We start from the raw sequence: 22,170 nt of genomic DNA, 5'->3' as shown, positions 1-22,170 counted from the left end.
TGCCGATCTCACGCCGGAGTCGAGCCATCTTGGAGCACGCTCTCGCGCATTTCCTGATAGCGCGCACCGGTCTGCGGCTTGGCGAACAGCGCCGCGACGATCGGATGCCGCGCCCTCAGCTCGCTCTCGATCGCAACCACGGCGCGCTCAATGTCGTCGGCGCGCTGATCGTCCGCAAACTCGATGCTCAGCGCGACAACGACATGCTGCGGTGACAGCTGCACCGTGAGCAGGCCATTGGCTGACTTGACGCCCTTCCTCTTGCGCGCGATGTCGAGGATCGAACGCGCCAGCTCCGGGTCCGCCGGCTCGCCGATCAGGAGACTCTTGCTCTCCCGCGCGAGCACCATCGAGGTCGCCGCAAGCAGCACACCGATCAGGATCGATCCGATGCCGTCCCATGCCGGCTCATCGAAGGCGACGGCCGCAGCCATCGCGGCAGCAGCAATCACGATGCCGATCAGTGCCGCGCTGTCCTCGAACACGACCATGAAGGCCGGCGGGTCCTTGCTGCGCCTGAACGCCTCGAGATAGGAGAGACCCGGCGCAGCCGAGCGAAACCGCCGCACCGCCACCCACCAGGAGCCTGCCTCGAACACGAAGGAGAGCCCGAGCACGACGTAGTTCACCGTCGGGTCTTCGATCGGCAGCGGATGCATCAGGTGCGCCACGCCTTCGTACAGCGAGACGCCGGCGCCCAGCGCGAACAAGAGCAGCGCAACGATGAAGCTCCAGAAATAGAGCTCACGGCCATGGCCGAGCGGATGCCGCTGGTCGGGCGGACGGCTTGCGCGATGAAAGCCGTAGAGCAGCAGCAGTTCGTTCGAGGTGTCGACGGCGGAGTGGATCGCCTCGCTCATCATGGCCGAGCTGCCGGTCCACACCGCCGCGGCGGTCTTGGTGCAGGCCACGAGCAGATTGCCGGCAAGCGCGGCATAGACGGCAACCTTGGAATCCGCGTTTGCCGCCATGTCGCCTGCCTGTTCTCTTCTCTGCGCTCGTGCGCCGGGCAACGCGAGCTGCGGGGCATCGGTTCCCTTGGCGCGCTTGCGGACGTCGTCGCGCCGGAGCAGGATCGCCCGATCCGCAACGGAGCAGAGTGATGATGGCGCCGAGAGATCAGGCGAGAGACGGACAGAGGCAAGCCGGCGCCCAAGACCGGGACACACATTTCCTGCGGCACAGCTTCGCCATCGCCCGCCGCGCGACGTCCAACGGCAATCATCCATTCGGAGCGGTGCTGATCGCTGCCGACGGCCGCGTTCTGATCGAGGCTGAGAACGGCTACATGCCAGCTCATGACGCCACGGCCCATGCCGAGCGGCTGGTCGCGACCCAGGCCTGCGTTTCGATAGCGCCCGAGATCAGGGCGGCGGCCACGCTGTATTCATCGGCAGAGCCGTGCGCGATGTGCGCGGGCGCCATCTACTGGGCCGGCATCGGGCGCGTGGTGTACGGCCTCAGCGAGCGGCGACTGCGCGACCTCACCGGCAACCATCCGGAGAACCCGACGCTCGATCTGCCGTGCCGCGACGTGTTCGCGAGCGGCCAGCGTGCGACCGAAATCGTCGGCCCCCTGCTGGAGGAGGAAGCCGCGACGCTGCATGAGGGAGCCTGGGACAAATGAAGCAGGCGCCGCGACCGGAGGCGCGGCGCCCGCTTGCGTGGCTCGATCGATATCAGAACTTCACGGTCACGCCCGAATACAGCGACGACTCGGTGCAGGCGCCCGTGGCGACACGGGTGCCGCCGACACCGGCGACGGAACAGCCGACCGCGTTGTTGTGGTCGAGGCCGAACTTGTTCTGCCAGTAGCGATAGGCCACCCAGACGTCGATCAGGTGGCTCTGCTTCTCACCCCACATCGCCTTCGACGCATCGAAGGTCAGGCGGATCGGCTCGGAATTGAACTCGATCTTGGTCGGATAGACGCCGTTCGCGACGCTCGCCGGGAGCGGCTCGGTGTCGGTGCCCTTCTTGCCGTACCAGCCGGCGCGGCCCGAGATCGAGAAGAACTGCATGCTCTCCGGCAGGAAGCCGAGATCCATGTAGTAGTTGGTCTCGACGGCCCAGGTCGGCTTGAACGAGGTATTGCCGTCATTGATGCAGGGGTTCGACCAGCCGGCCCCGCACTGCGAGAACGAATTGTGGTTGGCGAACTCCCAATACATCAGGGGAGCGACGTTGAAATAGCCCTTGTAGGGCAGGTTGAACGCGAACTGCAGGCCGGCAACCACGTCGCGTTTGGCGGCGCCGAAATAGCGGTTCTCGGTATTGGCATCCATGCCCACTTCGAACGAAATGTTCTGCAGCGGGCCCATCGTGAAGGCCTTGGTGTTGAAGATCTGGTTCCAGCCGAAGGTCGAGCGGAACAGTCCGTAGATTTCGGTCGCACCGGCACAGCTCGCCGGCGTGAAGGCGAAACCTGCGTTGGGCGACACGATCCCGCCGGTCTGCGTGCACGGCCCAGCCGGGTCGTTGTGGTCCGACTTGAACAGCGAGATCGTGAAGAAGTTGGTGCCGTAACCCCAGACGTCGAAATGGGTGAACGAGTAGACCTGCTTGGCGGTCTTGGCGTTGAATGTGCCGTTGCCGTTGACACTCCATGCACCAGGCTGGCTGGCATCGAAGATATAGGAGTAGCTGACGCGATTGTCGACGACGAGGAAGAACGGCACCTCGGCCGGCGCCTTCTTCGCGATCGCCTTGGCGGGCAGGTCAGCGGCCCCCGCTGCACCGACCGACGTCAGCGCTGCCGCGCCCAGTGCGACGACCGCCGCGATTGTTTGACGTAACGACATTCAGAACACCCCCAGTTGACAAGCGCCGATTCCCGACTTGCATGCACAGTTGCGCCGTTCCACGGGTGGGAGAAGCCTCAACTTTCTCCAGGACTTGCCCGCAGTTTGATCAAGGTTCCGTCGTATTGCAGCGGCGACGACATCGGTCGCGAGCTTGGGCATGGGACGATTGGCCGCGGCCACGATGCTCCCAGACTCCGATCTTGCGGCTTCACATTGCTGAAGTTTTTCCGAAGAGCCCCGCCTGCCCTTCCGCGCGCGTTCGCGGCAACGCGCGAGCGCAAGCGCGCCCCTGGACGCGCATGGGATGACGCTGCTCATCCAACGGGCAACGTGCTGCGGCGGATCGATTTCCGGCCGGTGTCTCAAAACTGCCACAGAACTTTATCGTTCGCTCCGCTCGACCGATTGCGGGACGTGATGCCTGCAACCACTGGCGCACGGCATTCGCCGATCGCGGCGCGATGGACGCTTGGACAAGAGTTGGGCAGAGGATGGCGCTTTTCGCCTCTTACGCGCCGCGGCAAATTAGATCACAATTGAGGCAGCTTCATTCCCCTGCCCCATGACGCAGCAAATGCCTGACCTCGCGCCGGCCGATCCGACCCCTACGCCTCCGCTCCTGCAGACGATCGGATTGACCAAGCGCTATGGCGACTTCGTTGCCAACGACAAGATCGACATCGAGATCCGGCCACGCGAGATTCACGCCTTGCTCGGCGAGAACGGCGCCGGGAAGTCGACGCTGGTGAAGACGGTCTACGGACTGGTGCAGCCGAGCGCCGGTGAGCTGCGCTGGCAGGGTGTGCCCATCAGGCTGTCCGGTCCCGCGGAAGCGCGATCCCTCGGCATCGGCATGGTGTTTCAGCATTTCTCCCTGTTCGACAACCTCACCGTGGCTGAGAACGTGGCGCTCGGGCTCGATGGCAAGGAGCCATTCAAGGCCATGTCGGCGCGGCTCGCGGACGTCGCGCGTGACTACGGACTGCCGCTCGATCCGAAGCGCGAAGTCTGGCAATTGTCGGTGGGCGAGCGGCAGCGCATCGAGATCGTGCGCGCGCTGATGCAGAATCCGAAATTCCTCGTCCTGGACGAGCCCACCGCCGTGCTGACGCCGCAGGAGGCCGACCAGTTGTTCGTCGTGCTGGAGCGACTGAAAGCGGAAGGCCGCGCCATCCTCTACATCAGCCACAAGCTCGAGGAGGTGAAGCGGCTGTGCGACACCGCCACCATCCTGCGCGGCGGCAGGAAGGTCGCGACCTGCAATCCGAAGCTGGAGACGGCTGCCTCGCTGGCCCGCATGATGGTGGGGACCGAGATCAAGGACGTGAAGCCGCCGGCCGAGCGGCACGCCACCGTGCCGCGTCTGGTCGTCAATGATCTCACCCTCGCCCCCAGCGAGCCGCATGGCGTGGGCCTCAAGAACATTTCCCTCGAGCTGAAGGGCGGCGAGATCCTCGGCATCGCCGGTGTCGCCGGCAACGGCCAGGACGAGCTGTTTGCTGCGTTGTCCGGCGAACGCCTCGTCAAAGAGCCCGGCGCGATCATCATCGACGGCCTCGCCTGCGGCAATCTCTCGATCACCGAGCGCCGCAAGATGGGCGCGGCGTTCGTGCCGGAGGAGCGGCTGGGGCATGGCACCGCGCCGCGGATGAGGTTGTCCGAGAATGCGCTGCTGACCGGACACGCCGCGGGCGACATGGTCCGGCACGGCTTCATCAACGCCGCAGCGACATTGCGGACGGTCGATCTGACGACCGAGACGTTCGATGTCCGCAAGGCCAAGCGCGATCCGGAAGCGGCGAGCCTGTCCGGCGGGAATCTGCAGAAGTTCGTCGTCGGCCGCGAGATCCTGCGCACGCCGGCGGTGCTGGTCGTCAACCAGCCGACCTGGGGCGTCGACGCAGGCGCCGCCGCGATCATCCGCCAGGCGCTGATCGATCTCGCCAGCGCGGGCGCTGCCGTCCTCGTCACCAGCCAGGACCTTGACGAACTGCTCGAGATCGCCGACCGCATCGCGGTGATGTTTCACGGACACTTGTCGGAGGCGCTGCCACGCGCGGAGGCGACCCGGGAAAGGCTAGGCCTGTTGATGGGCGGCGCCAGCCTCGAGAAGGAGGCGGCGCATGCAGCTCGTGCTTGAGAAGCGCGCCGAGCGTTCGCGCACCATCGCGCTGGTTTCGCCGCTGATCGCGATCGGACTGACGCTGGTGACCATGAGCGTGCTGTTCGCCGTGCTCGGCAAGAACCCGATCACCGCGCTCGGCGTCTACTTCATCGCGCCGCTCACCGACGGCTATTCGCTACAGGAGATCGCCGTGAAGGCCACGCCGCTGGTCATGATCGCGATCGGCTTGTCGCTGTGCTACCTCGCCAACGCCTGGAACATCGGTGCCGAGGGCCAGTTCCTGATCGGGGCCGTTGCCGGCAGCTGGATCGCGGTGAAGACGCAAGGCACCGAAGCGGGACACTGGGTGCTGCCGGCGATGCTGGTCGCGGGCGCCGCAGCCGGCGCGCTCTATGCGCTGATCCCCGCGCTGTGCCGCGTCAAGTTCGGCGCCAGCGAGATCCTCATTAGCCTGATGCTGGTCTATGTCGCCGATCTCCTGCTCGACTATCTCGTTCGCGGCCCCTGGCGCGATCCCGCCGGCTTCAACTTCCCCACCACGGCGGAGTTCGATCCGGTCGCCACCGTGCCGGTGCTGATCGAGGGCGGACGCCTGCATCTCGGCAGCATCATCGCGCTGATTGTCGTTGCCGGCGCCTTCGTGCTGCTCGAGCGCACCATCAAGGGGTTCGAGATCCGAGTCGTGGGCGTGGCGCCGCGTGCGGCGCGCTTCGGCGGCTTCAATGCGAACCAGCTCATCCTTCTGACGTTCGCCGTGTCGGGCGCATTGGCCGGTCTCGCAGGGATCATCGAGGTGGCGGGACCCATCGGACATCTGCAGCCTGGCATCTCGCCGGGCTATGGCTTCACCGCGATCATCGTGGCCTTCCTCGGACGGCTCAATCCGGTTGGAATATTGATTGCAGGGCTTTTTCTCTCATTGACGTTCATTGGCGGCGAGCAGGCCCAGATCACGATGAAGATTCCGCTCGATGTGACCAAGGTGTTCCAGGGCATCCTGCTGTTCTACGTGCTCGCCTGCGATTCGCTCATCCTCTACCGTTTCAAGCTCGTCTTCGCCGCGCGGCAGGTGCAAAGTGGTGCTGGTTGAAGCAATCATCCTGTCGGTGCTCGCAGCATCGACGCCGCTGCTGCTGGCGGCCACCGGCGAGCTGGTCACCGAGCGCTCGGGCGTCCTCAACCTCGGCGTCGAGGGCATGATGATCGTCGGCGCGGCCTGCGGCTTCGGCGGGGCCTGGCTGTCCGGCTCGATCATCGTCGGCGCGCTGTGCGGCATCGTCGCCGGCATGCTGATGTCGCTGATCTTCGCGTTCATGACCCTCGGCCTCGCCGTGAACCAGGTGGCGACGGGCCTCGCGCTGACCATTCTCGGCACCGGTCTGTCCGGCCTGATCGGCGCGCGCTTTGTCGGCGAACGCATCAGCACCGCGCCGCACCTTTCCATTCCCGGCCTCAGCGACATCCCGCTGGTCGGCCGTATCGCGTTCGGCGAGGATGCGTTCGTCTATCTGTCGCTCGTCTTGATCATCGCCGTCTGGTGGTTCCTGTACCGCACCCGTGCCGGCCTGGTGCTGCGCGCCTGCGGCGACAACCATGTCTCCGCCCACGCGCTCGGCTATCCCGTGCTGCGCATCCGTTTGCTCGCGGTGCTATTCGGCGGCGGCTGCGCCGGGCTCGCCGGCGCCTATCTGCCGCTGGCTTATACGCCGTTCTTCATCCCCGGCATGACCGCGGGGCGCGGCTGGATCGCGCTGGCGCTGGTCGTGTTCGCATCCTGGCGACCGGGCCGCCTTGTCATCGGCGCCTACCTGTTCGGTGCGGTGACGATCCTGCAGCTGCATGCGCAGGGCGCCGGCGTCGGCATCCCCTCGCAGTTCATGTCGGCGCTGCCGTACCTCGCCACCGTGATCGTCCTGGTGCTGCTGTCGCGCGCCCGCACCGGCGGCTCCACCGCGCCGGCAGCGCTGGGGACGGTGTTCGTGCCGGATCGCTGAACCAATCATCCGGAGCGCCAGCGATGGGGCGCTGCGCTCTGGCTCACGAGGTTTTCCCCGGATTGTTTGGAGGCATGGACGATGATGAAAAGGCTTCTGGGGGCTGCCGCCGCGCTGGTGCTGGCGGGAAGCGTCGCCGGCGTGGCGCACGCCGCCGACAAGCTGAAGGTCGGCTTCATCTATCTCGGGCCGATCGGTGACCTCGGCTGGACCTATCAGCATGAGCTCGCGCGCCAGGCGTTGGTGAAGGAGCTCGGTGACAAGATCGAGACGACCTATCTGGAGAACGTACCGGAAGGCCCGGACGCCGAGCGCGCCATCGAGCAGTTGGTCCGCGCCGGCAACAAGCTGATCTTCACGACCTCGTTCGGCTACATGGATCCGACCCTGAAGGTCGCCAAGAAGTATCCCAACGTGCATTTCGAGCACGCCACGGGCTACAAGCGCGACAAGAACATGTCGACCTATTCGGCGCGCTGGTATCAGGGCCGCTACATCCAGGGCATCATCGCCGGCAAGATGTCGAAGGCCGGCGTGCTCGGCTATATCGGCTCGTTCCCGATCCCGGAGGTCATTTCGGGCATCAACGCCACCATCATCGGCGCGCAGACGGTCAATCCGAACATCAAGGTCAAGATCATCTGGGCCAACACCTGGTTCGACCCGGGCAAGGAAGCCGACGCCGCCAAGGCACTGATCGACCAGGGCGCCGACATCATCATGCAGCACACCGACAGCCCGGCTGCCATGCAGATCGCAGCCGAGCGCGGCAAGCTCGCCTTCGGCCAGGACTCCGAAATGATCAAGTTCGGCCCCAAGGCGCAGCTCACCTCGATCCTCGACACCTGGGGCCCCTACTACATCGCGCGCGTCAAGGCCGAGCTCGACGGCACCTGGAAGTCGGAGGACACCTGGGGCGGCCTCGATTCCAAGATGTTCGAGATGGCGCCCTATACCAACATGCCCGATGACGTGAAGAAGCTGGCCGAGGAGACCCAGGCCGCGATCACCGCCGGCAAGCTGCACCCGTTCAAGTGCCCGGTGCTCGGCCAGGACGGCAAGGAGATCGAGTGCAAGGGCGGCGACCATCTCGCCGACGGCCAGATCCTCGGCATGAACTTCTACGTCAAGGGCGTCGACGACAAGGTGCCGGGCAAGTAGACGCAGCACCCGGCAAGAACTCCCCCCACACGTCGGGGGGAGTTCTCAAGCGGATATTTTCCAACGCTGCGCGCTTCACCCTCCCCGCATGGCCTTGGCGGCCGCGCTGTGCCGATCGATCAGCCCGCCGACGTCCAGCCCCGGAATGGCACCGTCGATCACGGTCCATCTTCCGCCGACCATCACGCGATCGGCGCGATGCGCACCGCACAGCACCAGCGCCGCGATCGGATCCCCTGAACCCGAGAAGCGCAGCTCGTCGAGCTTGAACAGCGCGAGGTCGGCGGCCTTGCCGACCGCGATCTCGCCGAGCTCCGGCCGGCCGACGCAGGCGGCCGAGCCCTTCGTCGCCCAGCGCAGCGCATCCTTGTGGCTGATCCGGCCAACGCCGTAGCGCGCCCGCTGCAGCAGGAACGCGGCACGCACCTCCTGCATCAGGTTTGAGCCGTCGTTCGACGCCGAGCCGTCGACGCCGAGGCCGATCCCGACGCCCGCCTCCTCCATCTCGCACACCGGGCAGCAGCCGGATGCGAGCAACTGGTTCGAGCAGGCGCAGTGAGTGATCGCGGTCTTGGCCTTGCCGAGCCGTTTCATCTCCTCGGCATTGAAGAAGATGCCGTGCGCCAGCCAGGTTCGCGGTCCGAGCCAGCCATGCTTCTCCAGATAGTCGAGCGGACGGCAGCCGAACATCGCCTCGCAGAAGCGGTTCTCGTCCTCGGTCTCCGCGAGATGGGTATGCAGCCGCACGTCGAGCTTGTCGGCGAGATCGGCCGTCTTCTGCATCAGCGATCCCGTGACCGAAAACGGCGAGCATGGCGCCAGCGCGATCTGCACCATCGCATCCGGCCCGCGCTCGTGATAGGTCGCGACCACGCGCTCGCTGTCGGCGAGGATCGTATCCTCGTCCTGCACCACACTGTCCGGCGGCAGTCCGCCGTCGCGCTCGGACAGGTTCATCGAGCCGCGGGTCAATAGCACTCGAATGCCCAGCCGCTTCGCAGCCGCCACCTCGATGCCGACCGCGTCCTCGAGGCCGGCCGGAAACACGTAGTGATGATCGGTCGTCGTCGTGCAGCCGGACAGCATCAGCTCGGCCATCGCAACCGTGACCGCCGCATCCAGTGCCTCCGGCGTCAGCTTCGCCCAGATCGGATAGAGCGCCTTCAGCCAGGGGAACAGCTCGCGGTCCATCGCAGCCGGCAGCGCGCGCGTCAGCGTCTGGTAGAAGTGATGATGGGTGTTGATCAGCCCGGGGATCACGACATGCCCGCTGGCATCATAGATCGCCGCATCAGCGGTGGCCGGCTCGGCCCCGGCAGGCACCAGCTCGGCGATGCGGCCGTCCTTGACGACGACACCGCGCGCAGCACCCTCGGCGAGAATGGCGAGCGGGTCCTTGATCCAGATCGGCGTCGTGCTCATGGCTGCCTCGTCTCGGTGATTGGGCGTTTGCATGTGCCGGTAACTTGCAAGCGGAAGGCCAGCGTCATCCTATTGCCAGTTGGCGCTGGTCTTGCAAGGATTCCACCCGCGATAGGCTGCGCCCACGAGCTGGCTTCACCATGGATCTGAACACCATCACGGCGGTCGTGCGCCCGAGGACGCGGGCCGAACTGCCCAGCTGGCAGGCAGGCGATGCCTGGCTGGCCGGCGGCACGTGGCTTTTCTCGGAACCGCAGCCGCGCCTGTCGCGGCTGATCGATCTCAGCGATCTCGCCTGGCCGTCTCTCAGCATCAGCGATCAGGGCCTGTGCATCGCCGCGACCTGCAGCGTCGCCGATCTGGACGCGCTGCCCTGCCCGGCCGAGTGGATCGCGGCGCCGCTGATCGATCGATGCTGCCGCGCGTTCCTCGCTTCGTTCAAGATCTGGAAGACGGCGACCGTGGGCGGCAATCTCTGCATGTCGCTGCCGGCCGGGCCGATGATCTCGCTGCTCGCCGCGCTCGAGGGCGTCTGCACGATCTGGAAGAACGACGGCAGCGAGCAGCGCATCCAGGTCACCGACTTCGTCACCGGAAACAACAGCAACGTGCTCGCGCCTGGAGATCTGCTGCGCCAGATCGACGTTCCGCTGGCCGCGCTCAAGCGCCGCACTGCCTTCCGCCAGATCGCCCTCACACCGGTCGGACGCTCCGGCGCGCTGCTGATCGGCACCTCGGGCCGCAGCGGCGACCTGCTGCTCACGGTAACCGGATCGACGATCAAGCCGCAGCAGCTGCGCTTCGCCACGATGCCCGACCCAACCGAATTGCGCGCCGGCATTCTCGGCAGCATCCCAGACGCGTCGTATCATGATGATGTTCATGGCAAGCCCGCCTGGCGCAAGGCGATGACTCTGCGCCTCGCCGAGGAGATCCGCGCCGAGTTCGCGGGCTTCAGGCCATGAGCGTGATCGTGGATGGCAAGGAGGTCGATGCTGCCCCGCGCCCCGGGCAATGCCTGCGGACCTTTCTGCGCGACACCGGCCATTTCGGCGTCAAGAAGGGCTGCGACGCCGGCGATTGCGGTGCCTGCACTGTGCTGCTCGACGGCGAACCGGTGCATAGCTGCCTGATCCCTGCCTTTCGTGCCGATGGCAAGGCGGTCACGACTGTCGAAGGCCTCGCGACCGATGACGGCCTGCATCCGATGCAGCAGGCCTTCCTCGATGCGCAGGCGTTCCAATGCGGCTTCTGCACCGCCGGCATGATCGTCACCTGCGCCTCGTTGAACCAGGCGCAGAAGAAGGATCTCGGCGCGGCGCTGAAGGGCAATCTATGCCGCTGCACCGGCTATCGCGCCATCGAGGACGCGCTGCTCGGCCACGTTCATGTCGAGCAGGTCACAGCCGGCGAAGCCTTCGGACGCAGCCTGCCCGCCCCCGCCGGCCCCGACGTCGTACGCGGCCGGGCGCGCTATACCTTCGACACGACGGTCGAAGGCCTGCTGCACGTCAAGCTCGCGCGCTCGCCGCACGCGCATGCGCGCATCGTCGGCATCGACAAGAGGGCTGCGCTGGCCGTGCCCGGCGTGCATGCGGTGCTGACGCACGAGGATGCGCCGGCGGCGCTGTTCTCCACCGCGCGCCATGAGCAGGCGTGGATGGATCCGGCCGACACCCGCGTGCTCGACGATCTCGTGCGCTTCATCGGCCAGAAGGTCGCGGCCGTCGTCGCCGAGACCGAGGCAGCGGCCGAAAAGGCCTGTCGGTGTCTCGTCGTCGACTACGAGATCCTGCCTGCCGTGGTCGATCCCGCTGACGCGATCGAGCCCGGCGCGCCGGTCATTCACGCCGGCCGTGGCAGCGCGCATCGCATCGCGGACGTCGCCCGCAACATCGTCGCCGAGACCCATGGCGAGTTCGGCGACGTCGCCGCCGCGCTCGCGTCCGCCGCCGCGACCTATGAAGGCACCTTCACCACCCAGCGCGTGCAGCATGCGGCGCTGGAAACGCACGGCGGTCTCGCTTGGCTCGACGAGAAGGGCGTGCTCACCGTCCGTTCCAGCACGCAGGTGCCGTTCCTGACGAAACGGGCGCTGTGCGAGATCTTCGACCTCGCGCCCGATAATGTCCGCGTGTTCTGCGAGCGCGTCGGCGGCGGCTTCGGCGGCAAGCAGGAGATGTTCGTCGAGGACATCCTCGCGCTCGCCGCGCTGAAGACAAAGCGCCCCGTGAAGCTCGAATTCACCAGAGAGGAGCAGTTCATCGCGACCTCGACGCGGCATCCGATGCGCGTCACGGTCAAGGCCGGCGCCGACAAGGATGGCAAGCTGACCGCGCTGCAGCTCGATGTTCTTTCCAACACCGGCGCCTACGGCAATCATGCCGGGCCCGTGCTGTTCCATGCCTGCGCCGAGTCGATCTCGGTCTACAATTGTCCCAACAAGAAGGTCGACGGCCTCGCCGTCTACACCAACACGGTGCCGGCCGGCGCCTATCGGGGCTACGGCCTGCCGCAAACCACCTTCGCGGTCGAAGCCGCGATCGACGAGCTCGCGCGGCAGCTCGGCATCGACGCTTTCGAGATGCGACGCCGCAACATCGTCAGGCTGGGCGATGCCATGCTGGCGCCGCCGGCATCGGAGCCCAGCGACGTGCTGTACGGCTCCTACGGGCTCGACCAGTGCCTTGATCTGGTCGAGCGCGCGATGGCCGAGGCCACGCCGACGCCGGAGCTGGCGGCCGAGTGGCTGAAGGGCGATGGCATCGCGCTGACGATGATCGACACCGTGCCGCCCGATGGCCATATCGCCGATGCCACCGTCAGCCTGCGCGACGACGGCGGCTTCGTGCTCACCGTCGGCACCGCCGAATTCGGCAACGGCACCAGCACCGTCCATCGCCAGATCGCCGCGACCGTGCTCGGCACCACCGTCGATCGCATCACGCTGAAGCAGTCCGACACGGCGCATGGCGGCCACGACACCGGCGCCTATGGCTCGACAGGCACCTTCGTCGCGGGACGCGCGACCCAGGCTGCGGCCGAGGCGCTGGCCGAGACGATCAAGCGGTTCGCTGCCGACAGGTGGAACGTCGCTCCCGGCGCCTGCGTGATCGCCGATGATGCAATCACCTGCGGCGCACACCGTCTCGCTTTCGCCGAGCTCGCGAACGCCAGCGGATCGCCGCTCACCGCGAGCGGCAGTTCGCAGGGCACGCCGCGCTCGGTCGCGTTCAACGTCCAGGGTTTTCGCGTCGCTGTGAACAAGGGGACCGGCGAGGTCAGGATCCTCAAGAGCGTGCAGGCCGCGGATGCCGGCCGGGTCGCCAATCCGATGCAGTGCCGCGGCCAGGTCGAGGGCGGCGTGGCCCAAGCGCTCGGTGCCGCGCTGTACGAGGAGATCGTGATCGACGACACGGGCCGCGTGATCAATCCGCGCTTCCGCGACTATCACCTGCCGTCCTATGCCGACGTGCCGCGCACCGAGGTGCTGTTTGCCGACACCCACGACACGATCGGCCCATTGGGGGCGAAGTCGATGAGCGAGAGCCCCTATAATCCGGTCGCCGCCGCGCTCGGCAACGCGCTGCGCGCCGCGACCGGCATCCGCTTCACGGCCGTGCCGTTCAAGCCGGACCGGCTGCTTCCGCAGTTGCAGGAGAAATTCGGTGAATGAGGCGGTCTGGGGAAACGGCTGCGCTATGGCTTGGGTCGGCGATCGTACGACCAACCGAACAGGCCGCTCCGCTGGGTCTCGGGCTCCGGTTCCGCAGCCGGCTCCGACGGCTGGGCGGCCGCCTGTGGCGGGGCGACGGGAGCGACCGGCTTGGGGATGCTCTCGCATTTCATCGCATAGACCAGCTTGCCGTCCTCGGTTCGTCCGATCGGCGCGCAGGCATCGGCGCGCTTGGCCGTGCTCTGCTTGGGTGCGGTCTGCGCCGCCGCCAGAGGCACACCAGCGAACTGTCCCAACACCAGCATGATCAGAACCAGTCTCGTCATTCCGCCCGTCCCGCTTGTCAGACCGCCACATTGGACGCAATCGCGCCGCCGGAGTCCACCGCATCACGCGCGCATGACAGCTAATCTGTTGTGCACTGACTGCCACAGCGACGCGCTGGAAATCAGATGCGATCGATGCCACAGATGAGACGCCGGCACTCGGCTCTGGACTTGCCCTGTCGAAGGAGATGAGCGCACGATGTGGGCTTCGATCATATCGGAATGGCTGAGCCTGATCTTCCGCTGGCTGCACGTGATCGCCGCCGTCGCCTGGATCGGCAGCTCGTTCTACTTCATCGCGCTCGACCTCGGCCTGAGACCGCGCGAGGGCCTGCCGACCGGCGTGATGGGCGAGGCCTGGCAGGTGCATGGCGGCGGCTTCTACCACATCGTCAAATATCTGGTGGCCCCGGCGCAGATGCCGAGCGAGCTGACCTGGTTCAAATGGGAGGCCTACACCACTTGGCTGTCCGGCTTCGTGCTGATGATCGTGGTGTACTATCTCAACGCCGACCTGTTCCTGGTGGACAAGTCGATCCTCGATCTCACGCCCCTTCAGGCCGGCCTGTTCAGCTTCGGCTCGCTGGCGCTGGCGTGGCTGCTCTACGAGGCCGCCTGCCGCAGCGGCCTTGCCCGGCACGAACTGCCATTCGCGATCGGCGGCTACATCTTCCTCGTCGCGCTCACCTACGCCTTCACCCACGTGCTGAGCGGCCGCGGCGCCTTCAACCAGATCGGCGCCATCATCGGCACCATCATGGTCGCCAACGTGTTCGCGGTGATCATCCCCAACCAGAAGAAGATCGTCGCCGCGCTGCTCGCCGGCGAGTCGCCGGATCCCAAGCTTGGCAAGGCCGGCAAGGAGCGCTCGGTCCACAACAACTATCTGACCCTGCCGGTGGTGGTGCTGATGATCAGCAATCACTATCCGCTCTTGTTCGGCACCCGCTACAATTGGGTGATCGTCGCCATCGTGGTCGCGCTCGGACCCGTCATCCGGCATTTCTTCAACGAGCGTCACAAGGGCAACCCGTCGCCATGGTGGGTGTGGGGCGTGGCCGCCGCCGGCATGATCGGCATCCTGCTGCTGTCCGCGGCCGGCCCACGCGACGCCAAGGTCGCCGCAACGGCACAGCCGAGTTTCGCGCAGGTCGAGGAGATCGTGACCTCCCGCTGCAGCATGTGCCATGCCGCCGAGCCGGTGTGGGACGGCATCGTCAGCGCGCCCCGGGGCGTGCGGCTCGACACCGCCGAGCACATCCAGCGCAATGCGCGGCTGATCGCGCGCAACGCCGCCTGGTCCAACGCGATGCCGCCCGGCAACATCACCGAGATCACCGGCGAGGAGCGCGCCGTGCTTGCGGCGTGGGCCAGCGCGCAGTAGCAGCACGTCTGCCGATCGTCTTGCTGGCCATCTCAAACAGCCGGTCTCGTCGGGTACTGATGCGCAGAAACGCATTTGATCCGTTACTCGGAGAGATGACGCGGCTTCGCGTTGCCGCGACGCGATGCGCCCGGATCGTGCGATATCTCGGCCCTCATCGTAACGAGAGGGCGCAGGGAAGGCCGGACCTCGGCGACGATGGATGCTCGCTTCGGTTCCCCACGACGAATGCGCGAAGCCGGCACAAGGACAACCGGATCTTCGCAACGCGGAGTTGAACTGCGACGCGTGCGACGACGATTGAGCTGGAGCACATCCGATTGTCGTCATGACCTTGCGGCAAAATTTACCACCCATTGGGACGCGGCTTGGCGGCAGAAAACATGGCGCTAGAGTGGCGCCCACAATCAGCTACCAGCGAAACGCCCCATCATGTCGATCTCCGTCAAAGGCCGGCTGGCCATTGTCGCGCTCATCGCGCTTGCCTGCTTCGCAAGCTCGGTGCTGAAGCTCTATCTGGGGCTGCTGTGCATCTCGCTGCTCTTGAGCTTTGCCGTGGTCGGCGTCGTGGCCCGGCTGGTCGAAGGGATCGCCATCAGGCGCGACCGGAGCAGCGAGCGGCGTCTGGCACGTCGTCGCGATCGCTCCGCTCTCATCGACGAGCCGCAGCCGGTGTCGATGACGACGATGGATCATGTCGACACGCCGTCGCCGGCGGGCCCCGTGCGATGAGCGGGATGCGTACGTCCGCGCCGGCCTCGTCGTTCCGCCTGATCGTCAGCATCGTCGCCAGCGCCGAACGACGTCTACGGTCATCGATCCACCGTCTCGCGATCGCGCGCTGAAGGACTGCGATTATCGCACATCGGAGAATGGCAAATGGCGCTACGAGCTCGACCGTTGGAACGTCGACGACCAGATCGTCCTTCCGGCCCAGCCGATCGCGGACACGGCGACGCCGCGCACAGTGGCGATGCATCGGAAGAGCAGCGCGTGGCCGTTCAGATAGCCGCCCTGATCGCATCGATACGCCGCCTGTACCTCATGCCTTCGTCCGCTTCCGCTTCGCCTCGAGAGCGTTCAGATAGGTAGCCATCATCTCCGGCAACGCGGCGACCACGACGTCGCGACTGCGCGGATCCTGCTCGCGCGTGAACAGCAGGGTGCCGAGCACGACGGCATCGAGCGTAGTGGCCGCCTGTTTGCCCAGTTCGTCGCCAAGCCTGGCGCGCATGACGCGGTCGATGACGGCCCTGAACTCGGCATGCACGGTCTGGTCGTGCAGATCGAGCGTCGCCAGCGCATCGGGGTGGCGGACGAAGTAGCGGATCGCCCAGCCGATCAGTTGCTCGATGACCTCGGCGGGCGCCAACGCTGCCCATTCCGCATCGCTCCGCTGCAGCACGCGATCGAATGCCGGCTGCAGCTCGGCATCGTGACGTTCGGCGAGCACATCCAGCATCTGATCCTTGTCACGGAAGAAGTGATAGACCGAGCCGATCGAGGCGCCGGCGCGCTGGGCCGCGGCATGCATGCTGACGGCACCAATCCCGGACTCGGCGATGATGGCGGCTGCGGCGTCGAGCAGCTGCTCGCGCCGCTCACGGCCCCGCGCCTGGCGCGGCGCACGTGATGTCGTGCGCGCGGGGTCATTCAGGTCGGTCGCAGCTTTGCGTCGCACGTTCGCGTCATGCCTTGGCTCACCGCGGCGGCAGCGATGGCCGATGTCCCAACGGGAGCGCCCGGCAACCCACACAGGGGGAATTCGAAACCGCCACGAGAATGTTACTAGACGAAATATTCTAGATTTGATTGTCTAATTCACGCACTGTCAAGAGGATGGTGTTCAACTTTCGCGTGAACCTTGCCTGCAACGGCGGGCGCTGCGCGGATTCTGCGGCGCTGCTGACGACCAACAGGCGCTTTCCTGTCCTTGCGTGCTTGCGCGGCAGGACGGGAATGATCGCCACCACCCAACCGGGCCGAAGATACGACCATGTCTCCAATCACAGGATTCCCCTTCCTTCGGGCGCCGGGCTCACGCCTGCTGGCCGCGGCCGGCTGTGCTGCCGTCGGCCTGCTGCTGGCCGGCTGCGAGCAGAAAACGGCCGCAACCGCACCGCCGTCCCGGCTGGTGCGAACCGAGGTCGTCAAGCTGTCGGAGCGCCGGCAATCAATCACGCTGACCGGCGACGTCCAGGCGCGCGTGCTCGCCGACCTGTCGTTCAGGGTCAGCGGCCGCGTCACGGAGCGGCTCGTCGAGGTCGGCGCGCACGTCAAGGCCGGACAGTTGCTCGCCAGGATCGATCCGGCCGAGCAGCAGGCCGACCTGGATTCCGCCGAGGCCGCCGTGACCGCCGCGGAGTCGCAGGTGAAGGTCGCGACCTCCAACTTCAATCGGCAGCAGACGCTGCTCTCCAGCGGCTTCACGACGCGCGCGACCTTCGACCAGGCCCAGGAGACGCTGCGGACGGCGGAAGGCTCGCTGGAATCCGCCAAGGCCCAGCGCGACACCGCCAAGGACGCGCTGACCTTCACCGAGTTGCGCGCCGACGCCGACGGCACGATCACCGCGCGCAATATCGAGGTCGGCCAGGTGGCACAGGCGGCGCAGTCCGTGTTCACGCTCGCGCGTGACGGCGATCGCGATGCCGTGGTCGACGTCTACGAGGCGGCGCTGTCGTTGAAGTTCGACGGCACCAAGGCCGCGATTGCGCTGCTCTCGGATCCCTCGGTGACGGCCAAGGGTCAAGTGCGCGAAGTCTCGCCGACCATCGATCCCAAATCCGGGACCGTCCGTGTCAAGATGGCAATCGAAAATCCGCCGCCCGAGATGATCCTCGGCAGCGCCGTCAGCGTCACCGGCTTCATCAAGCCGGAGCAACGCATCGTGCTGCCCTGGAGCGCGCTCACCGCGGCCGGCAAGACGCCGGCGGTGTGGCTGGTCGATGCCGCCGACAAGACCGTGTCGCTGAAGCCGATCACGATCGAGGACTACGAGACCGGCGCGATCGTGGTGTCGGCCGGGCTGCAACCGGGTGACCGCGTCGTGACCGATGGCGGCAAGCTGCTCAGCGTCGGCCAACAGATCGTATTCAACGAGGAGAAGCGGTCGTGATGACGCCCATGCGTTGTGTTCTTCCGCTCGGCGCGCTCGCTCTGCTCGCCGGCTGCAACGAAAAGGCCGCCGCTCCCGAGCCGGTCCGGCCGGTGCTGTCGATGAAGATCGAGCCGCAGGCGGCCAACGGCTCGGCCGTCACCGGCACGATCGAGCCGCGCTACAAGGCCGATCTCAGTTTCCGCGTGCTCGGACGGCTGATCGCACGGCCCGTCTATATCGGCGACATGGTCAAGCAGGACCAGGTCGTCGCGGCGATCGATCCCGCCGCGCTCGAGCTCGCCGTGCGTGCCTCGGCCGCCGAGGTCTCGCGCAGCCAGGCGCAACTGACCAATGCGACCGGCACCGAGGGCCGGCAGCGGACCTTGCTGGAAACCGACGCCACCACCAAGGCGACCTTGGAGAGCGCGGAGCAGTCGCGCGCAGCCGCCCAGGCCTCCGTCGTCAAGGCGCAGTCCAATCTCGCCAAGGCGCGTGAGCAGCTCGGCTACGCCCAGCTCAAGGCGGATTTCGCCGGCATCGTCACCGCGGTCGGCGCGGAAGTCGGACAGGTCGTCTCGCCGGGCGTGAGCGTCGTCACCGTCGCGCGGCCCGACATCCGCGAAGCCGTCATCGATGTCGGCGACGACATCGCCGGGGCCTTGCAGGCCGGCACGCCGTTCACCGTGCGGCTACAGGTCGATCCCAGCGTCAGCGCCGCCGGCAAGGTGCGCGAGATCGCGCCGCGCGCCGACGCCACCACGCGCACGCGCCGCATCCGCATCACGCTCGACAATCCGCCCGAGATCATGCGGCTCGGCACCACGGTGACCGCCTCGCTCGATATCGAGCAGAAGACCGTCATCCGGCTGCCGCGCTCGGCTGTGCTCGAGCAGAACGACAAGAGCTTCGTCTGGCTGGTCGACGCTACCAGCAAGACGGTGAAGCGGCAGGAAATCACGATCGCCCGCAACGAGGACGGCAGCGTCCGCGTCACCGGCGGCCTCGAAGCCGGGCAGCGCGTCGTCACCGCCGGCGTGCACAGTCTCAAGGATGGCCAGTCCGTCCGCATCGATCAGGAATCTCAGCCGTGAAGTCCTTCAACCTCTCCGACTGGGCGCTCGAGCACCGCTCGCTCGTCTGGTATTTCATGATCGCCTTCATGGCCGCGGGCCTCTTCTCCTACGTGCATCTCGGCCGCGAGGAGGATCCGTCCTTCACGATCAAGACGATGCTGATCCAGGCCAAATGGCCCGGCGCCTCCGCCGAGGAGATGACGCGGCAAGTCACCGACCGCATCGAGAAGAAGCTGGAGGAGCTGCCGGCGCTCGACTACACCAAGAGCCTGACGGTGCCCGGCCAGACCACCGTGTTCGTCAATCTGCGCGACACCACCAAGGCACGCGACGTCGTCCCGACCTGGCTGCAGGTGCGCAACCTGATCAACGACATCAGGGGCGACTTCCCGTCCGGCGTCGTCGGGCCGGGATTCAACGACCGCTTCGGTGACGTGTTCGGCAACATCTACGCCTTCACCAGCGACGGCCTCAGCCAGCGCCAGCTGCGCGACCGCGTCGAGGAGGTCCGCGCCAAGGTGCTGACCGTGCCCAATGTCGGCCGGGTCGACATCGTCGGCGCGCAGAACGAGGTGATCTATCTCGAATTCTCGCCGCGCAAGGTGGCCGCGCTCGGCATCGACCAGCGCACCATCCTCAACGCGCTGCAGGCGCAGAATGCGGTGTCGCCGTCCGGCGTGCTGCAGGCCGGCCCCGAGCGCGTCGCCGTACGCGTCTCCGGCCAGTTCACCTCCGAGGAGAGCCTCAAGGCGATCAACCTGCGCATCAACGACCGCTTCTTCCCGCTCACCGACGTCGCCACCATCACCCGCGGCTATGAGGACCCGCCGACGTCGCTGTTCCGCTTCAACGGCCAGCCGGCGATCGGACTTGCCATCGGCATGAAGGCCGGCGCCAATCTGCTCGACTTCGGCGAGGCGCTGAAGGAGGAGATGACCAAGGTCGTCGCCGACCTGCCGGTCGGCGTCGGCGTGCATCTCGTCTCGGACCAGCCCAAGATCGTCGAGGAAGCCGTCGGCGGCTTCACCAAGGCGCTGTATGAGGCCGTGATCATCGTGCTCGCGATCAGCTTCGTCAGCCTCGGCGTCCGCGCCGGCCTCGTGGTCGCGATCTCTATCCCGCTGGTACTCGCCATCACCTTCTTGTTCATGGCCTACACCGGCATCTCGCTGCAACGTATCTCGCTGGGCGCGCTGATCATCGCGCTCGGCCTCTTGGTCGACGACGCCATGATCGCGGTCGAGATGATGGTGGCGCGGCTCGAGGTCGGCGACTCCTTGCGCAAGGCCGCAACCTACGTCTACACCTCGACCGCCTTCCCCATGCTGACGGGCACGCTGGTCACGGTCGCCGGCTTCATCCCGATCGGCCTCAACAACAGCGCCGCCGGCGAGTTCACCTTCACGCTGTTCGTCGTGATCGCGGTGTCGCTGGTCGTGTCCTGGATCGTGGCCGTGCTGTTCGCGCCGCTGCTCGGCGTCACCATCCTGCCCGCGACCTTGCCGAGTCACCATGCCGAGGGCGGCCGGCTGACCCGGATCTTCCGCGCCATGCTCAATGCCTGCATGCGGAACCGCTGGACCACGATCGTCGCCACGGTCCTGATCTTCGGGCTGTCGGTGTTCGGCATGCGCTTCGTGCAACAGCAGTTCTTCCCCTCCTCTGACCGCAATGAGCTCGTCATCGACTTCAACCTGCCGCAGAACTCCTCGATCGCCGAGACCAACACGCAGATGGCGCAGTTCGAGAAGGAGGCGCTGAAGGGCGATCCCGACATCGACCATTGGTCGACCTATGTCGGCTCCGGCGCCCAGCGCTTCGTGCTGTCGTTCGACGTGCAGCCGGCCGACGTGTCGTTCGGCCAGATCATCATCGTGACCAAGAGCCTCGAGGCGCGCGACCGTGCCCGCGCCAAGCTGCAGGCCTATCTGACCAAGACGTTCCCCGGCACCGACGCCTATGTGCATCTGCTCGACATCGGCCCGCCGGTCGGCCGCCCGGTGCAGTATCGCGTCAGCGGGCCCGATGTCGCCAAAGTGCGCGAGATCGCGCAGGAATTGGCCGGCGTCCTGCGCGGCAACAGCCATCTCGGGGCGGTCATCTTCGACTGGATGGAGCCGGCGCGCGTCGTGAAGGTCGACGTGCTGCAGGACAAGGCGCGCCAGCTCGGCGTCACCTCGGAGGACATCGCGAATGCGCTGAACAGCGTGCTCGACGGCACCTCGATCACCCAGGTGCGCGACGACATCTATCTGATCGACGTACGCGGCCGCGCCCAGGCCAAGGAACGGCAGTCGCTGGAGACCTTGCGCGACCTGCAGCTCTCCGGATCCAACGGCCAGTCGATCCCGCTCGCGGCGCTCGCGACCCTGCGCTACCAGATCGAGCAGCCGGAGATCTGGCGCCGCTCGCGCCAGCCGACGCTGACCTTGAAGGCCAGCGTGATCGATCAGGTGCAGCCGAACACGGTGGTCGATCAGCTCAAGCCGGCGATCACGGCCTTCGACGCCAAGCTTCCGGCCGGCTACAAGGTCGTCACCGGCGGCAGCGTCGAGGAGAGCGCCAAGAGCCAGGCGCCGATCATCGCGGTCGTCCCGATCATGCTGTTCACCATGGCCACCATCCTGATGCTGCAACTGCAGAGCTTCCAGCGGCTGTTCCTGGTGTTCGCGGTGGCCCCGCTGGCCTTGATCGGCGTCGTCGCAGCACTGCTGCCGAGCGGCGCGCCGCTGGGCTTCGTCGCCATCCTCGGCGTGCTCGCGCTGATCGGCATCCTGATCAGAAACTCGGTGATCCTGATCGTGCAGATCGAGCATCTGCGCGAAGAAGGACGGCCGCCGTGGGAGGCCGTGATGGAGGCGACCGAGCACCGCATGCGGCCGATCATGCTGACGGCGGCCGCGGCCTCGCTGGCGCTGATCCCGATCGCGCGCGAAGTGTTCTGGGGTCCGATGGCCTATGCGATGATGGGCGGCATCATCGTCGGCACGGTGCTGACCTTGCTGTTCCTGCCGGCGCTCTACGTCGCCTGGTTCCGCATCAAGGCGCCGGACACGACGGCGACGTCCGAGGCCACGCCGCACGGGGCGTGAATCGCGGATAATT

17 protein-coding genes are annotated in these 22,170 nt (G+C 66.5%); 12 read left to right on the top strand and 5 right to left on the bottom strand.

What is annotated here, in order from left to right; genetic code table 11:
• Positions 1–8 precede the first annotated feature (8 nt).
• Positions 9–971: a cation diffusion facilitator family transporter gene (locus ACQR13_RS13365; RefSeq protein WP_434862895.1), complete on the bottom strand. Its 963-nt coding sequence runs from the start codon at positions 969–971 to the stop codon at positions 9–11.
• A gap of 131 nt (positions 972–1,102) precedes the next feature.
• Between ACQR13_RS13365 and ACQR13_RS13360 the strand changes: the two genes are divergently transcribed.
• Positions 1,103–1,627, top strand: a complete 525-nt coding sequence (locus ACQR13_RS13360) for a nucleoside deaminase (RefSeq protein WP_316193133.1) — start codon at positions 1,103–1,105, stop codon at positions 1,625–1,627.
• Between the two features lie 52 nt (positions 1,628–1,679).
• Here the strand turns inward: ACQR13_RS13360 and ACQR13_RS13355 are convergent, their stop codons facing one another.
• Positions 1,680–2,801 carry a hypothetical protein gene (locus ACQR13_RS13355; RefSeq protein ID WP_316187224.1) on the bottom strand — a complete coding sequence of 374 codons (1,122 nt, stop codon included), beginning with the start codon at positions 2,799–2,801 and terminating at the stop codon, positions 1,680–1,682.
• A gap of 577 nt (positions 2,802–3,378) precedes the next feature.
• On the opposite strand from ACQR13_RS13355, the gene ACQR13_RS13350 reads away from it, so the two are divergent.
• The 4 genes from ACQR13_RS13350 to ACQR13_RS13335 all read left to right on the top strand — a co-directional run bounded on the left by ACQR13_RS13350 (position 3,379) and on the right by ACQR13_RS13335 (position 8,084).
• Entirely contained in the window at positions 3,379–4,944 is a 1,566-nt protein-coding gene (locus ACQR13_RS13350) for an ABC transporter ATP-binding protein (RefSeq protein WP_316193134.1), read from the top strand.
• Positions 4,928–6,019, top strand: coding sequence for an ABC transporter permease (locus ACQR13_RS13345; RefSeq protein WP_316193135.1), 1,092 nt, complete (start codon positions 4,928–4,930; stop codon positions 6,017–6,019). Before ACQR13_RS13350 ends, ACQR13_RS13345 begins: the two co-directional genes overlap by 17 nt.
• Positions 6,006–6,923, top strand: coding sequence for an ABC transporter permease (locus ACQR13_RS13340; protein WP_315717789.1), 918 nt, complete (start codon positions 6,006–6,008; stop codon positions 6,921–6,923). Before ACQR13_RS13345 ends, ACQR13_RS13340 begins: the two co-directional genes overlap by 14 nt.
• Before the next feature lie 81 nt (positions 6,924–7,004).
• On the top strand, positions 7,005–8,084 hold the full coding sequence (locus tag ACQR13_RS13335) for a BMP family ABC transporter substrate-binding protein (protein WP_316171707.1): 1,080 nt from the start codon (positions 7,005–7,007) through the stop codon (positions 8,082–8,084).
• A 75-nt stretch (positions 8,085–8,159) separates the two neighbouring features.
• On the opposite strand, the gene ACQR13_RS13330 is transcribed toward ACQR13_RS13335, so the two are convergent.
• Complete coding sequence (locus ACQR13_RS13330) at positions 8,160–9,506, bottom strand: 8-oxoguanine deaminase (RefSeq protein WP_315717791.1); 1,347 nt, start codon at positions 9,504–9,506, stop codon at positions 8,160–8,162.
• A gap of 140 nt (positions 9,507–9,646) precedes the next feature.
• Between ACQR13_RS13330 and ACQR13_RS13325 the strand changes: the two genes are divergently transcribed.
• Together ACQR13_RS13325 and ACQR13_RS13320 are read left to right on the top strand one after the other, a co-directional pair.
• On the top strand, positions 9,647–10,471 hold the full coding sequence (locus ACQR13_RS13325; RefSeq protein WP_316171706.1) for an FAD binding domain-containing protein: 825 nt from the start codon (positions 9,647–9,649) through the stop codon (positions 10,469–10,471).
• The gene (locus tag ACQR13_RS13320) at positions 10,468–13,182 is read left to right on the top strand and encodes a molybdopterin-dependent oxidoreductase (protein ID WP_316193136.1); all 2,715 of its coding nucleotides are present in this window, start codon (positions 10,468–10,470) and stop codon (positions 13,180–13,182) included. Before ACQR13_RS13325 ends, ACQR13_RS13320 begins: the two co-directional genes overlap by 4 nt.
• A 23-nt stretch (positions 13,183–13,205) precedes the next feature.
• On the opposite strand, the gene ACQR13_RS13315 is transcribed toward ACQR13_RS13320, so the two are convergent.
• Entirely contained in the window at positions 13,206–13,508 is a 303-nt protein-coding gene (locus tag ACQR13_RS13315) for a hypothetical protein (RefSeq protein WP_316171704.1), read from the bottom strand.
• A 199-nt stretch (positions 13,509–13,707) separates the two neighbouring features.
• Between ACQR13_RS13315 and ACQR13_RS13310 the strand changes: the two genes are divergently transcribed.
• Both ACQR13_RS13310 and ACQR13_RS13305 read left to right on the top strand, forming a co-directional pair.
• A complete protein-coding gene (locus ACQR13_RS13310) occupies positions 13,708–14,892 on the top strand; it encodes a urate hydroxylase PuuD (protein ID WP_316193137.1) in 1,185 nt (394 codons plus the stop codon).
• A 432-nt stretch (positions 14,893–15,324) separates the two neighbouring features.
• On the top strand, positions 15,325–15,624 hold the full coding sequence (locus ACQR13_RS13305) for a hypothetical protein (RefSeq protein ID WP_315717796.1): 300 nt from the start codon (positions 15,325–15,327) through the stop codon (positions 15,622–15,624).
• Between the two features lie 310 nt (positions 15,625–15,934).
• Here the strand turns inward: ACQR13_RS13305 and ACQR13_RS13300 are convergent, their stop codons facing one another.
• Positions 15,935–16,573: a TetR/AcrR family transcriptional regulator gene (locus ACQR13_RS13300; RefSeq protein WP_316173039.1), complete on the bottom strand. Its 639-nt coding sequence runs from the start codon at positions 16,571–16,573 to the stop codon at positions 15,935–15,937.
• 315 nt (positions 16,574–16,888) lie between these two features.
• On the opposite strand from ACQR13_RS13300, the gene ACQR13_RS13295 reads away from it, so the two are divergent.
• The 3 genes from ACQR13_RS13295 to ACQR13_RS13285 are packed head-to-tail and all read left to right on the top strand — an operon-like array spanning position 16,889 to position 22,157.
• Positions 16,889–18,010 (top strand): efflux RND transporter periplasmic adaptor subunit, encoded by a 1,122-nt coding sequence (locus tag ACQR13_RS13295; RefSeq protein ID WP_316173038.1) that lies wholly within the window; start codon positions 16,889–16,891, stop codon positions 18,008–18,010.
• On the top strand, positions 18,010–19,083 hold the full coding sequence (locus tag ACQR13_RS13290; RefSeq protein ID WP_316226412.1) for an efflux RND transporter periplasmic adaptor subunit: 1,074 nt from the start codon (positions 18,010–18,012) through the stop codon (positions 19,081–19,083). The genes ACQR13_RS13295 and ACQR13_RS13290 overlap by 1 nt, the downstream gene beginning before the upstream one ends.
• Positions 19,080–22,157 (top strand): efflux RND transporter permease subunit, encoded by a 3,078-nt coding sequence (locus ACQR13_RS13285; protein ID WP_316173036.1) that lies wholly within the window; start codon positions 19,080–19,082, stop codon positions 22,155–22,157. The genes ACQR13_RS13290 and ACQR13_RS13285 overlap by 4 nt, the downstream gene beginning before the upstream one ends.
• Positions 22,158–22,170: the final 13 nt, after the last annotated feature.

It is taken from the genome of Bradyrhizobium sp. HKCCYLRH3059 (assembly GCF_051168035.1).
Lineage (GTDB): Bacteria > Pseudomonadota > Alphaproteobacteria > Rhizobiales > Xanthobacteraceae > Bradyrhizobium.
The sequence above is the reverse complement of the archived record's forward strand: the minus strand, read 5'-3'. Positions and strand labels throughout refer to the sequence as shown.

Excerpts from the sequence above, each read along its gene's own strand:
- ACQR13_RS13355 (WP_316187224.1), bottom strand. The coding sequence starts at position 2,801 with ATGTCGTTACGTCAAACAATCGCGGCGGTCGTCGCACTGGGCGCGGCA.
- ACQR13_RS13350 (WP_316193134.1), top strand. The coding sequence starts at position 3,379 with ATGCCTGACCTCGCGCCGGCCGATCCGACCCCTACGCCTCCGCTCCTG.
- ACQR13_RS13305 (WP_315717796.1), top strand. The coding sequence starts at position 15,325 with ATGTCGATCTCCGTCAAAGGCCGGCTGGCCATTGTCGCGCTCATCGCG.
- ACQR13_RS13295 (WP_316173038.1), top strand. The coding sequence starts at position 16,889 with ATGTCTCCAATCACAGGATTCCCCTTCCTTCGGGCGCCGGGCTCACGC.
- ACQR13_RS13325 (WP_316171706.1), top strand. The coding sequence starts at position 9,647 with ATGGATCTGAACACCATCACGGCGGTCGTGCGCCCGAGGACGCGGGCC.
- ACQR13_RS13360 (WP_316193133.1), top strand. The coding sequence starts at position 1,103 with ATGATGGCGCCGAGAGATCAGGCGAGAGACGGACAGAGGCAAGCCGGC.
- ACQR13_RS13310 (WP_316193137.1), top strand. The coding sequence starts at position 13,708 with ATGTGGGCTTCGATCATATCGGAATGGCTGAGCCTGATCTTCCGCTGG.
- ACQR13_RS13365 (WP_434862895.1), bottom strand. The coding sequence starts at position 971 with ATGGCGGCAAACGCGGATTCCAAGGTTGCCGTCTATGCCGCGCTTGCC.
- ACQR13_RS13315 (WP_316171704.1), bottom strand. The coding sequence starts at position 13,508 with ATGACGAGACTGGTTCTGATCATGCTGGTGTTGGGACAGTTCGCTGGT.
- ACQR13_RS13330 (WP_315717791.1), bottom strand. The coding sequence starts at position 9,506 with ATGAGCACGACGCCGATCTGGATCAAGGACCCGCTCGCCATTCTCGCC.
- ACQR13_RS13345 (WP_316193135.1), top strand. The coding sequence starts at position 4,928 with ATGCAGCTCGTGCTTGAGAAGCGCGCCGAGCGTTCGCGCACCATCGCG.
- ACQR13_RS13335 (WP_316171707.1), top strand. The coding sequence starts at position 7,005 with ATGATGAAAAGGCTTCTGGGGGCTGCCGCCGCGCTGGTGCTGGCGGGA.
- ACQR13_RS13290 (WP_316226412.1), top strand. The coding sequence starts at position 18,010 with ATGACGCCCATGCGTTGTGTTCTTCCGCTCGGCGCGCTCGCTCTGCTC.
- ACQR13_RS13320 (WP_316193136.1), top strand. The coding sequence starts at position 10,468 with ATGAGCGTGATCGTGGATGGCAAGGAGGTCGATGCTGCCCCGCGCCCC.